The following is an 11,933-nucleotide window of genomic DNA, read 5'->3' as shown; positions in this document are numbered from 1 at the left end:
CTCCTTCTGGTAGCTAGATTTTCTAGCTACCCGGGCTGCTAGCTTTTACCCATGGCGCGGCCCCCGTCAACCCCGACCAGCGAGACGGCCCGTGCGCTGCGGGAGCTGTTGCGCGTGGCCGGCGACACCCGGGGCGCTCTGGCCCGTCGGCTGGGGATCGGCACCACCGACGCGGCGGCGATCGACCACCTGATCTCCAGCTCCGAGCCGCTCGGCCCGGTCGAGCTGGGCCACCGGCTCGGCATCCGTTCCGCATCGGCCACCACTCTGGTGGACCGCCTGGTGCAGGCCGGCCACGTACGCCGCGCCCCGCACCCGCACGACCGGCGGCGCCTCGCGCTGGAAGTGACCGAGCAGGCGTACGACGAGGTCCTGGCGGCACTGCGACCGATGCTCATCGGCGTGGACCAGGTGGTGAGCCGGTTGACCCCGGACGAGGCGGCGGCGACGACCGCATTCCTGCGGGCCGTCACCGAGGTCATGCGGGAGTACGTCGCCACCGCCCCTGCCGACCGGCCGGCGGGCAGCCCGCAGAGCTGACCCGAAAGGGCTTTCGACGGTCAGTCGAACAGGCGACGCAGCACCGTACGGGCCGCGTCGTGGGGATCGGTGCCGACCCGGTCCGGCAGGGCACCGGCCAGCCAGAGCGTGGCGAAGCCGTGCGCGATGGACCAGGCGGCGAGCGCGTCCCGGTCGGTGTCGGCGGACGCGTCGTCTGAGGACAGTCGCGCCACTCCCGAGCGGAGCGCGGCGCCGGAGCGGCCCCGGGCGGCGATCAGTTCCGCGTCGTCGGTCCGGTACAGCTCGGGCCGGAACATCACCTCGAAGTGCGCGCGGTGCCGGACGGCGAAGTCGACGTACGCGACGCCGGCCGCCAACAGGTCGTCGGCGGCCTCCAGCGCCTCGGCCAGCAGGTCGAAACCCTCGGCGGCCAGTGCGGTGAGCAGGCCGGCCTTGTCGCCGAAGTGGTGTGCCGGCGCGGCGTGCGAGACACCGGCCCGCCGGGCGAGGTCGCGCAGGCTCAGGGCCGTCGGGCTCGCCTCGTCGATCGCCTCGACGGCGGCGGCGAGCAGGGCGCGACGAAGGTCGCCGTGATGGTAGCCGCGCGTCCCGGTCATTCCCGGATCTTATCTTGCCATTGACAAGATGCCACCCCGTACGCAATCTTGTCATCGACAAGATGATGCCGAGGAGGATTTCGATGGCACCCCTGATCGCCCTTGTGGTCGGCACCGCCCTGGCCCGACTGGCCGGCCTGGCCGGCGTCGACGCACTCGACGGCTGGCATCCCGCGCTGCGGGTCGGGCTGGCGCTGCTGTTCCTCGTGACCGGCCTCGCCCACTTCGTCGGCCAGCGCCGGGCCGGCCTGATCGCGATGGTCCCGCCCGGCCTGCCCCGGCCGGACCTGCTGGTCACCGTCACCGGCGTACTGGAGCTGGTCGGCGCCGCCGGGCTGCTGATCCCGGCGACGGCCCGGCTGGCCGCGGCCGGGCTCGGCCTGCTCATGCTCGCGATGTTCCCGGCCAACGTCTCGGCCGCACGCCGGAAAATGACCCTCGCCGGGCGCCCGGTCACCCCGCTCGGGCAACGCACCGTGCTGCAACTCGTGTTCGTCGCCACGGCTGCGGCTATTTCGTTTGGCCCCTGACTATCAGGGAGCTAATGTACCCCCGTGGAACTCGTCACCCTCCAGGATGTGCCGCTCGGGCGGCTGCTGGTGGTGGCCGGGCACCTCGTCGGGCAACGGTGGAACCGCTATCTCGCCGAGGAGCACGGCCTCACCCAGGCCGGCATGATCACCCTGATGACGCTCGCCCGACACGGCGAGCTGCCCCACCGCCAGGTCGCCGAGAAGGGATTCGTCCGCCCGGCGACCCTGACCGGCATCGTCGACACACTCGAACGCGACGGTCTGGTCGAGCGGCAGCGCGACGACAGCGACCGGCGCAGCATCCGACTCGCCATCACCCCCGCCGGGCGGGAGCGGGTGGCCGCGCTCGGCGCCCTCATGCACTCCGGAAGCCCGCTCACCTCGGTCGACGCCGACCCGGCGAAAGCCCAGGTGATCAGGGAGTTCCTGCTCGAGGTCATCGGCAGCGGGGACGACCCGCGGATGACCGGACGACCCACCGACGCGAAGGAACCGTCGTGCTGATCAGACTGCTGCGCGGTCAACTGCGCTCGTACTCCAGACCGCTGCTGGCGGTGGTGCTGCTCCAGTTCGTGGGCACCATGGCCTCGCTCTACCTGCCCAGCCTCAACGCCGACATCATCGACAAGGGCGTGGCCCGGGGCGACACCGACTACATCGTGCACACCGGCGGCTGGATGCTGCTGGTCAGCCTGGTCCAGATCGTCTGCTCGATCGCCGCCGTCTACCTCGGCGCCCGGACCGCGATGGGCTTCGGGCGGGACGTCCGCGCCCGGCTGTTCGCGCACGTCAACCTCTTCTCCGCCCGTGAGGTGGCCCGGTTCGGCGCACCGTCGCTGATCACCCGCAACACCAACGACGTGCAACAGGTGCAGATGCTCGTGCTGATGAGCTGCACCATGCTGGTCGCCGCGCCGATCATGAGCGTCGGCGGCGTCTTCATGGCGCTGCGCGAGGACATCGGGCTCTCCTGGCTGATGCTGGTCAGCGTGCCGGTGCTGGCCGTCGCGCTGAGTGCCATCATCCGGCGGATGGTGCCGGGCTTCCGGCTCATGCAGACCCGGATCGACACGGTCAACCGGGTGCTGCGCGAGCAGATCACCGGCATCCGGGTGGTCCGCGCCTTCGTCCGCGAGCCGTACGAGACGGACCGCTTCGGTGTCGCCAACGCCGACCTGACCGCCACCGCCCTGCGTACCGGACGGCTGTTGGCGTTGATCTTCCCGGTGGTCATGCTGGTGCTGAACGTGTCCAGCGTGGCGGTGCTCTGGTTCGGCGCGCAGCGGGTCGACTCGGGCGCGATCGAGATCGGCGCGCTCACCGCGTTCCTGCAGTACCTGATGCAGATCCTGATGGCCGTGATGATGGCCACCTTCATGCTGATGATGGTGCCCCGGGCCGCGGTCTGCGCCGAGCGGATCGTCGAGGTGCTGGACACCGACTCCTCGGTGGTCCCCGCCGCCGAGCCGGTCACCGAGCTGCCCAGCCGGGCCGAGCTGGAGCTGCGCGGGGTGCGCTTCCAGTACCCGGGCGCGGTCGAGCCGGTGCTGCGCGACATCTCCTTCAAGGCCACCGCGGGCACCACCACCGCGATCATCGGCAGCACCGGCGCGGGCAAGACGACACTGCTGTCGCTCGTACCCCGCCTGGTCGACGTCACCGGCGGCGCGGTACTTGTCGACGGGGTGGACGTCCGCGAGCTGGAACCGGACGAGCTGTGGCGACGCATCGGCCTGGTGCCGCAGCGGCCGTACCTGTTCACCGGCACGGTCGCCAGCAACCTGCGCTACGGCAACCCGGACGCCACCGACGAGGAACTGTGGGCGGCGCTGGAGATCGCGCAGGCCCGCGACTTCGTGGCCCAGATGCCGGGCGGCCTGGACGCGCCGATCGCCCAGGGCGGCAGCACCGTCTCGGGTGGGCAGCGGCAACGCCTCGCCATCGCCCGTGCCCTGGTCCGGCAGCCGGAGATCTACCTCTTCGACGACTCGTTCTCGGCGCTCGACCTCGGCACCGACGCGCGGCTGCGGGCGGCACTGCGCCCGGTCACCGCACAGTCGGCGGTGGTGATCGTGGCCCAGCGGGTGTCCACGATCGTCGACGCCGACCAGATCATCGTGCTCGAGAACGGAGGGGTCGTCGGAGTGGGACGACACGCGGAGTTGTTGGAGACCTGCCCGACGTACGCCGAGATCGTGGCTTCCCAGCAGACGGCGGAGGTGGCGGCATGAGCGAGGCCGACGAGTCGCGGACCGCGACCGTACCCAGTCAGAAGCCGGGCGGTGACACGCAGCAACCCGGCGGCGGCGCGGCGACGCCGAAGCGGCTGCCGGCCGGACGGCCGGGCGGCGGGCCGCCCTGGATGAGCGCGGGGATGCCCGCCGAGAAGTCGATGAACTTCGGGCCGTCGGCCCGACGGCTGCTCGGTCGGCTGCGCCCGCACCGGCTGCACCTGACCGCGATCATCACCCTCGCCGTGGTGAGCGTCGGGTTCAGCGTGGCCGGGCCGAAGATCCTCGGCCACGCCACCGACCTGATCTTCAGTGGGGTGATCGGTCGGCGGCTGGAGTCGGGCACGACCACCGAACAGGCCGTCGCGGCGGCGCGGGCCAGCGGTAACGACAGCTTCGCCGACATGCTGGCCCGGATGGACGTGGTGCCCGGGGTGGGCATCGACTTCGACGCCCTGGGCCGGGTGCTGCTGCTGGTGCTCGGCCTCTACCTGGCGGCGAGCGTGCTGTCGTGGTGGCAGGGCTGGCTGCTCAACGGGGTGGTCCAGCGCACCGTCCTGCGGCTGCGCGCCGAGGTGGAGGAGAAGCTCAACCGGCTGCCGCTGCCCTACTTCGACCGCCAGCCTCGTGGTGAGCTGCTCAGCCGGGTGACCAACGACATCGACAACATCTCGACGAGCCTCCAGCAGACCTTGAGCCAGCTGCTCACCTCGCTGCTGACCGTCATCGGCGTGCTGGCCGTGATGTTCTGGATCTCCCCGCTGCTGGCCCTGGTGGCTCTGGTGGCCGTCCCGCTGTCGGTACTGGTCACCCAGCGCATCGCCAAGCGCTCGCAGCAGCAGTTCATCGCCCAGTGGAAGCACACCGGCGAGCTGAACGGCCAGATCGAAGAGGCGTACACCGGTCACGAGCTGGTGAAGGTCTTCGGCCGGCAGCGTGAGGTGGAGGCCGAGTTCCACGCGAAGAACGAGGAGCTGTTCCGGGCCAGCTTCGGCGCCCAGTTCATCTCCGGGATCATCATGCCGTCGATGATGTTCATCGGGAACCTGAGCTACGTGGCCATCGCCGTGGTCGGCGGACTGCGGGTGGCCTCGGGGACGATGAGCCTCGGCGACGTGCAGGCGTTCATCCAGTACTCCCGCCAGTTCACCCAACCGCTGACCCAGCTCGCCTCGATGGCGAACCTGCTCCAGTCCGGGGTGGCGTCGGCCGAGCGGGTCTTCGCGGTGCTCGACGCCGACGAGCAGACCCCCGACCCGGTCGCGCCGGCCCGGGTCACCGACCCGCACGGTCGGGTCGAGTTCGAGCACGTCTCGTTCCGCTACGAACCGGACAAGCCACTGATCGACGACCTGTCGCTGGTCGCCGAGCCCGGGCACACAGTGGCCATCGTCGGCCCGACAGGTGCCGGCAAGACCACCCTGGTCAACCTGGTGATGCGGTTCTACGAGCTGGACGCCGGCCGGATCACCCTCGACGGGGTGGACATCACCACGATGCGCCGCGACGACCTGCGCGGACGGATCGGCATGGTGCTCCAGGACACCTGGCTCTTCGGCGGCACCATCCGCGACAACATCGCGTACGGCCGGCCGGACGCGACCGAGGAGGAGATCGTCGCCGCAGCCCGCGCCACCTTCGTGGACCGGTTCGTGCGCAGCCTCCCGGACGGCTACGACACGGTCATCGACGAGGAGGGCAGCAACGTCAGCGCCGGCGAGAAGCAGCTCATCACCATCGCCCGGGCGTTCCTCGCCGAACCGTCCCTGCTGATCCTGGACGAGGCGACCAGCTCGGTGGACACCCGTACCGAGGTGCTGCTCCAACGGGCGATGGCGGCGCTGCGTTCGGACCGGACCAGCTTCGTCATCGCGCACCGGCTCTCCACCATCCGCGACGCCGACCTGATCCTGATGATGGAGAACGGCCGGATCGTCGAGCAGGGCACCCACGAGCAGTTGCTCGCCGCCCACGGCGCGTACCACCGGCTCTACCGCTCGCAGTTCACCGGGGCCGTGGTCGACGAGGAACCAGCCGCGCCCGCCGGGGCCCAGCCGGCGTCGGTCTGAGGCGGACCGCCGTGCGCGCCACACGATCGACGGTCCACCTCAGCCCGGTGGGCGGATCAGTCCGCCGGGAGCAGGTCGGCGGCGCGCGCGGCGACCTGCCGGCCGATCAGGGCGAGCGCGGCGGCGGCGGGCATCGGGGCCAGGGCGCGGCCGTCGCGCAAACGCAGGGCGAGTGCGCCGTCGGCCGCCTCCCGGGCGCCCAGCACCCCGAGGTACGGGACGCGGCGGCGGGCCGCGTCCCGGACCCGGGCGCCCAGCGAGCCGGCGGTGTCGACCTCGACCCGCAGGCCGCCGTCGACTGCCGCCCGGGCCAGTTCCGCAGCCGCGTCGGCCTGCCCCTCGTCCACCGGCAGCAACACCAACTGGACGGGCGCGTACCAGGCCGGGAACGCGCCCTCGTGCACCTCGATGAGGTACGCGAACAGCCGCTCCATGCTGCCGACCAGGCTGCGGTGCAGCATGACCGGCCGCCGCCGACTGCCGTCGGAACCGGTGTACGACAGATCGAACTTCTCGGGTTTGTCGAAGTCCACCTGGATGGTGGAGATGGTCGACTCGCGGCCTGCCGCGTCGACGATCTGAACGTCGATCTTCGGGCCGTAGAAGGCGGCCTCCCCGGGGGCCTCGACGTACTCCACCCCGGCCAGCGCGCCGCGGAGCAGGTCCTCGGCGCGGGCCCACTGGGCGTCGTCGCCGACGTACTTCCCGCCGGGCCCGCGCAGCGACAGCCGGAACCCCGCCGGACGGACGCCGAGCGCGCCGTGCGCGGCGCGCATCAGCCGGAGGATCTCGGCGACCTCCGCGCCGACCTGGTCCGGGGCGCAGAAGGTGTGCGCGTCGTTGAGCGAGATGGCACGGACCCGGGACAGCCCGCCGAGCACGCCGGAGCGCTCCGAGCGGTACATCCCGCCCAGCTCCGCGATCCGCAGCGGCAGCTCCCGGTAGGAGCGGCCCCGGGCGCGGAACACCAGCGCGTGGTGCGGGCAGAGCGCCGGGCGGAGCACGAACTCGTCGTCGGCGCTGAGCCGCATCGGCGGGAACATGTCGTCGGCGAAGTAGCCGAGATGGCCGGAGAGTTCGAAGAGTTCGCGCTTGCCCAGCGGCGGCGAGTAGACGTGCTGGTGGCCGGAGCGGCGCTCCAGGTCCCGGACGTACTCCTCGACGGCGTGCCGGGCGGCGGCGCCGGCCGGCAGCCAGATGGGCAGGCCGGCGCCGGCCAGCGGATCGGAGACGAACAGCTCCAGCTCACGGCCGAGCTTGCGGTGGTCGATCATGTCGGGCTCCTGGATCGGGGACGACCCGGAGGCGACCTGGACACCGAACGCCGCGCGGCCCTCGGGGGCGGATCGCCCCGGGGCCTGGTCGACGTGGTTACGTCAGAGCGGCACGCCGGGAACACCCGGCGTCGTCGTCATCACTACCGCGCTGCGCATGCGGCGACGGTATCCCTCGGGCGGTCGGGGACGCACCCTTATTTGCGACGGCGGGAGAGGAGGCGGGCCGCCGGCGCGGGACCCGCCGGCGGCCCTGGGCGACCCGAATCGTCAGGAACGGGGGACCCGACGTGCTGGGCCGCGCCGCCCACGGTACGCCGAGGGACGCCGATCCGCCGACCGCCTCGGGCCGCTGTGGGACGGCCGCCGAGCCGTCACCCGAGGGTGGTTCGCCTCGTTGGAACGGGGTGGCCCTGTGGTGTCGACGGTCACGACGGGCCGGGGCTGTCCACGGTGACGCCGGACACGTCGTCAGGCTCAAGACACTCAATCGGCCGCATCCGGCGAGGTGGCAGGCGTGCCCGAACTACTGACTGACGTCGCGTCGCCGACGTGGGCGTACCTGGTGCTGCTCGGCCTGCTGATCGCGGACGCCTTCGTACCGGTGATCCCCACCCAGATCGTCATGATCACCAGTGGCGCGCTGACCGTGTACGGCGGCCTCAGCCTGCCGGTCACCATCGCCGTCGGCGCGCTCGGCGTGTTCGCCGGCGACCTCGCCTGCTACCTGCTCGGCCGTGGCGCACCGGACCGGCGGGCGCCCCGGCACGCCGAACCCAGCCGCGCCCGCCGGATGGCGAGCCGGGTCACGCAGGGATTACGCCAACCCGGCCCACTTGTCATCCTGCTCTGCCGGTTCGTGCCCGGCGGGCGCATGGCGGCCTGCTTCTCGGCCGGCCGCAGCCGATATCCGTACCGGCTGTTCGCGCTCTACGAGACGATCGCCGCGCTGGGCTGGGCCACCTACGGGGCGCTGGTCGGGCACCTGGGCGGCACCGCGCTGACCGAGTCGGCCTGGCGGCTGGCCATCATCGCCACCGCCGCGGCGGCCGGCTTCGCCGCGGCCGGATGGGCGATGACAGTGGTCAGCGCCCGCCACGCCCGCACCGCCGCCGCCGCCGAAGTCCCGATCGACTGAGCGTCGCGAGACCGGCCGAGTATAAGCTGGGCTTATATTGACGCGCTGTGGGAGGTCAAACTTCATCCCGAGGTCGAGAAGTGGTTTCTCCACCTCTGCGAGACGGAACCTGCCAGCGCCGACCTCGTCAGCGAGGCCATCGATCTCCTCGCCGAACACGGCCCGGCTCTTGGGCGTCCCGTGGTCGACCGCCTCAAAGGCAGCATCTTCCACCACATGAAGGAGTTGAGGCCAGGCTCGGCCGGTTCCACCGAGATCCGCATGATCTTCGCTTTTGATCCGATTCGAGAAGCAGTCTTCCTGGTCGCTGGCGACAAGTCAGGCCAGTGGCAGAGTTGGTACAAGGCGGCGGTCCCATTGGCGGACGACCGATTCCAGGAGCACCTCTCGAGGCTGAAGGACACACAGAGATGACCGACGGAGTGGACTGGCGGGACGTGCGGGCCAGGGCTCGAGAACGTGATCCGTCCTGGGAACATCCGGACCGGGTCGCCCGCCGGGCTCAGCAGCGTGAACATATGTTGGCCTTGGTGAGCGGCGCGCAACTGGCGGAGATCCGCAAGCACCTGGGGATGACCCAGGCTCAACTGGCCGAGGCCGCAGGGTTGACCCAGGCCAGGATCAGCCAGATCGAGAATGGCGAGCACACCAGCCTGGACACCCTTCGTGCCTACGTCACTGGCCTGGGCGGCCACCTCGACGTCGTCGCCCGGATCGGGAACATCCAACTGAACGTCGCCTAGGTGCGATCCCGCCAGTGGCAGCGCGAGATGCGGAGAGCCTCTAGGGGTGCAGTTTGGGGGCGAGGTCAGTGACCGTCCCGGATCCGGCTGGGGTGGTCGCGGCGACAGGCTGAGGCATGCCTGGAACCCGGAACACCGGTGTGGTCGCCCTCGGCGGGATCGCCGTGGCGGCGCTGCTCACCGTGATCGGCCACCTGGAAGTCAACGACGACCTCAACCCGTGGGCGCTGACCATCAGCGACTTCGCCGTCTCCGACCGGGGCGGCGTCATCGACGTGGCAATGGTGGTGTTGGCGCTCGCCACAGTGGCGGTGATGTACGGGCTGCGCCGCACCGGCCCGCCGCCCGGCCGAGCGGCGGAGGTGCTGCTCGGGGCGTGGGTGGCCGGGCTGCTGCTGGCCGCCGTGGTGCCGACGAACGAGCCGGGCACCGCCATGACCACCGCGGCCTACGTGCACCGGTACGCGTCGGTGGTCGCCTTTCTGGCATTGCCCACGGCCGGTTGGCTGCTCGCCCGTCGGCCCGAGCTGGCGTCGGCCGCCCGGGCGCTACACACCCTCGTCCTGCTGAGCCTGGCCCTGGCGGCGGCGATGATCTGGTCCGCCTACCCCGGTGACCGCGTGCTGATCGGCCTGGCCGAACGCCTGCTCATCCTCAGCGAGGTGGCAGTGCTGGCAATCGTCGCGCTGACCCAGACCCGCGCGACCGTCCATCATGGAGTTGTGGTGCCTCACCAAAGGGGCATCGTGGTGTAAACCGCGCACCACAACTTCATGATCGACGAGGAGGGGCGATCACTCCAGCTCGTGGAGCATGAGCTGGCGGGCCGCCTCGGTGATCGAGCCGGACAGGCTCGGGTAGATGGTGATCGTCTGCGCCAGCTCGTTGACCGTCAGGTTGTTCTCCACGGCCATGGTGATCGGCAGGATCAGCTCGCTGGCCTTCGGGGCGACCACCACGCCGCCCACCACCTGGCCGCTCGCCGGCCGACAGAACAGTTTCACGAAGCCGTCCGACAGGTCGTCCATCTTGGCCCGGGCGTTGCCGGACAGCGGCAGCATCACCTGCCGGGCCGGCACCTTGCCCGCGTCCACCTCGTCCTGCGAGACGCCCACGGTGGCCAGCTCCGGGTCGGTGAAGACGTTCGCCGCGACGGTCCGCAACCGCAGCGGTCGGACGGCCTCGCCGAGGGCGTGCCACATCGCGATCCGGCCCTGCATGGCGGCCACGCTCGCCAGCAGCAGCACACCAGTGCAGTCGCCGGCGGCGTAGATGCCCGGCACGTTCGTCCGGGAGACCCGGTCGACAGTGACGTAGCCGCCCCGGCCCAGCTCCACGCCGTACTCGGCCAGGCCCAGGTCCGCGGTGTTGGGGATCGAGCCGACAGCGATCAGCGCGTGCGAGCCGGCGACCTTGCGGCCGTCGGACAGCTCCACCTCGACCCCGTCGGCGGTACGCCGGACCGCGTCGGCGCGGGAGTTGTTGAGGATGTTCATGCCGCGGTTGCGGAACACCCGCTCGATCGCCGACGCCGCGTCGGCGTCCTCGTGCGGCATCACCCGGTCCCGGCTGGAGACCAGGGTGACCTCGACCCCCATCGCCAGGTACGCGCTGGCGAACTCGGCGCCGGTCACGCCGGAGCCGACCACGATCAGGTGCTCGGGCAGCTCCGGCAGGTCGTACACCTGGCGCCAGGTCAGGATGCGCTCGCCGTCCGGCACGGCGGTGGGCAACTGGCGGGGTGTCGAGCCGGTGGCCACCAGCACGGTGGACGCGGCGATCGAGTACTCCTCGCCGCCGTCGGCGGGGGTGACGATGACCCGGTGGGTGTGCCCGAGGGCGTCCTCGCCCAGTCGGGCGGTGCCGGCCACGAAGGTGACCCCGGCCTTGAGCAGTTTGGCGTGGATGTCGGACGACTGCGCCAGCGCCAGGCGCTTGACCCGCTCGTGGACGGCCTGCGCGTCGACGGTGACCGCCTCGAGGCCGTCCGAGTGCACCCCGAACTCCTCGGTGTCCCGGTAACCGGTGACCACCTGGGAACTGGCGATGAACGTCTTCGACGGTACGCAGTCGGAGAGCACGCAGGCCCCGCCCGCGCCGTCGGCCTCGACCACGGTGACATCGGCGTCCAGTTGGGCGGCGACCAGCGCCGCCTCGTACCCGGCCGGCCCACCGCCGATGATCACGATCCGGCTCACAGCGCCATCCTTTCGCTCGCGACTGCGGGGCTCCGCTGCGCTGCACTCCTCGCGCTCACCACGTTCGCCCTTCGTTGATGCTCACAGTGACTTTCTTCTCCCGAACGCGTCCGACACGCACAGTCGTATTCTCCCCCACCGGCCCGCCGGGCTATCGTCATCGCCGTGCGTCATCACGCCGCCTACGGCTCAAACCTCGACCCGGCCCGGATGCGGGCCTACTGCCCGCACTCGCCCATGGTGGGCACCGGCTGGCTGGAGGGGTGGCGGCTGACCTTCGCCGGGGAGGACGTCATCGGCTGGGAGGGCGCGGTGAGCACCGTCGTCGAGTCCCCCGGCGACCGGGTGTTCGTGGCGATCTACGACATCCACCCGTACGACGCAGCCCAGCTCGACGAGATCGAGGGCGTGACCGCCGGCACGTACCGGCGGCTGACCGTCCGGGTCTCGACCCTCGACGGCGACGTGACCGCGTGGATCTACGTGTTCGACGGGTACGAGGGTGGCCTGCCGACCTCCTGGTACCTGTCCGAGATCGCGAACGCCGCCGAGAAGGCGGGTGCGCCGGACGACTACGTCACCGAGCTGCGGTCCCGTCCCACCGGCACCGCGTCCCCGTAGCGCGTATC

General features: G+C 71.1%; 13 protein-coding genes. 10 read left to right on the top strand and 3 right to left on the bottom strand.

All coding sequences use genetic code 11. From position 1 onward, the window contains the following. The first annotated feature begins 51 nt into the window (after positions 1 to 51). A complete protein-coding gene (locus AB0B97_RS13770) occupies positions 52 to 540 on the top strand; it encodes a MarR family transcriptional regulator (protein ID WP_357493588.1) in 489 nt (162 codons plus the stop codon). A gap of 20 nt (positions 541 to 560) precedes the next feature. Here AB0B97_RS13770 and AB0B97_RS13765 read toward each other — a convergent pair whose 3' ends face one another. Next, entirely contained in the window at positions 561 to 1,118 is a 558-nt protein-coding gene (locus AB0B97_RS13765) for a TetR/AcrR family transcriptional regulator (RefSeq protein WP_357493587.1), read from the bottom strand. A gap of 83 nt (positions 1,119 to 1,201) precedes the next feature. On the opposite strand from AB0B97_RS13765, the gene AB0B97_RS13760 reads away from it, so the two are divergent. The 4 genes from AB0B97_RS13760 to AB0B97_RS13745 all read left to right on the top strand — a co-directional run bounded on the left by AB0B97_RS13760 (position 1,202) and on the right by AB0B97_RS13745 (position 5,951). Then, on the top strand, positions 1,202 to 1,648 hold the full coding sequence (locus tag AB0B97_RS13760; RefSeq protein WP_357493585.1) for a DoxX family membrane protein: 447 nt from the start codon (positions 1,202 to 1,204) through the stop codon (positions 1,646 to 1,648). A gap of 24 nt (positions 1,649 to 1,672) precedes the next feature. Beyond that, entirely contained in the window at positions 1,673 to 2,155 is a 483-nt protein-coding gene (locus tag AB0B97_RS13755; RefSeq protein WP_234587371.1) for a MarR family transcriptional regulator, read from the top strand. Then, positions 2,149 to 3,882: an ABC transporter ATP-binding protein gene (locus tag AB0B97_RS13750; protein WP_357493583.1), complete on the top strand. Its 1,734-nt coding sequence runs from the start codon at positions 2,149 to 2,151 to the stop codon at positions 3,880 to 3,882. Before AB0B97_RS13755 ends, AB0B97_RS13750 begins: the two co-directional genes overlap by 7 nt. A gap of 143 nt (positions 3,883 to 4,025) precedes the next feature. Then, entirely contained in the window at positions 4,026 to 5,951 is a 1,926-nt protein-coding gene (locus AB0B97_RS13745) for an ABC transporter ATP-binding protein (RefSeq protein WP_357494263.1), read from the top strand. A gap of 56 nt (positions 5,952 to 6,007) precedes the next feature. Here AB0B97_RS13745 and thrS read toward each other — a convergent pair whose 3' ends face one another. Then, positions 6,008 to 7,225 (bottom strand): threonine--tRNA ligase, encoded by a 1,218-nt coding sequence (thrS, locus tag AB0B97_RS13740; RefSeq protein WP_357493581.1) that lies wholly within the window; start codon positions 7,223 to 7,225, stop codon positions 6,008 to 6,010. A gap of 517 nt (positions 7,226 to 7,742) precedes the next feature. Here thrS and AB0B97_RS13735 point away from each other — a divergent pair. The 4 genes from AB0B97_RS13735 (at position 7,743) to AB0B97_RS13720 (ending at position 9,861) form a co-directional block, all read left to right on the top strand. Continuing rightward, positions 7,743 to 8,363, top strand: a complete 621-nt coding sequence (locus AB0B97_RS13735; RefSeq protein WP_357493579.1) for a DedA family protein — start codon at positions 7,743 to 7,745, stop codon at positions 8,361 to 8,363. A gap of 21 nt (positions 8,364 to 8,384) precedes the next feature. Then, a complete protein-coding gene (locus tag AB0B97_RS13730) occupies positions 8,385 to 8,777 on the top strand; it encodes a type II toxin-antitoxin system RelE/ParE family toxin (protein ID WP_357494261.1) in 393 nt (130 codons plus the stop codon). Then, positions 8,774 to 9,106 (top strand): helix-turn-helix transcriptional regulator, encoded by a 333-nt coding sequence (locus AB0B97_RS13725; RefSeq protein ID WP_357493577.1) that lies wholly within the window; start codon positions 8,774 to 8,776, stop codon positions 9,104 to 9,106. Before AB0B97_RS13730 ends, AB0B97_RS13725 begins: the two co-directional genes overlap by 4 nt. A 116-nt stretch (positions 9,107 to 9,222) precedes the next feature. Beyond that, the gene (locus tag AB0B97_RS13720; RefSeq protein WP_357493575.1) at positions 9,223 to 9,861 is read left to right on the top strand and encodes a DUF998 domain-containing protein; all 639 of its coding nucleotides are present in this window, start codon (positions 9,223 to 9,225) and stop codon (positions 9,859 to 9,861) included. Positions 9,862 to 9,900: 39 nt separating this feature from the next. On the opposite strand, the gene AB0B97_RS13715 is transcribed toward AB0B97_RS13720, so the two are convergent. After that, positions 9,901 to 11,304: an NAD(P)H-quinone dehydrogenase gene (locus tag AB0B97_RS13715; protein ID WP_234587359.1), complete on the bottom strand. Its 1,404-nt coding sequence runs from the start codon at positions 11,302 to 11,304 to the stop codon at positions 9,901 to 9,903. A 165-nt stretch (positions 11,305 to 11,469) separates the two neighbouring features. On the opposite strand from AB0B97_RS13715, the gene AB0B97_RS13710 reads away from it, so the two are divergent. Then, entirely contained in the window at positions 11,470 to 11,925 is a 456-nt protein-coding gene (locus AB0B97_RS13710; RefSeq protein ID WP_234587356.1) for a gamma-glutamylcyclotransferase, read from the top strand. Positions 11,926 to 11,933 lie beyond the last annotated feature (8 nt).

The organism is Micromonospora sp. NPDC049004 (assembly GCF_040649315.1).
GTDB lineage: Bacteria > Actinomycetota > Actinomycetes > Mycobacteriales > Micromonosporaceae > Micromonospora.
This window is presented reverse-complemented; position numbering and strand designations above follow the sequence as displayed.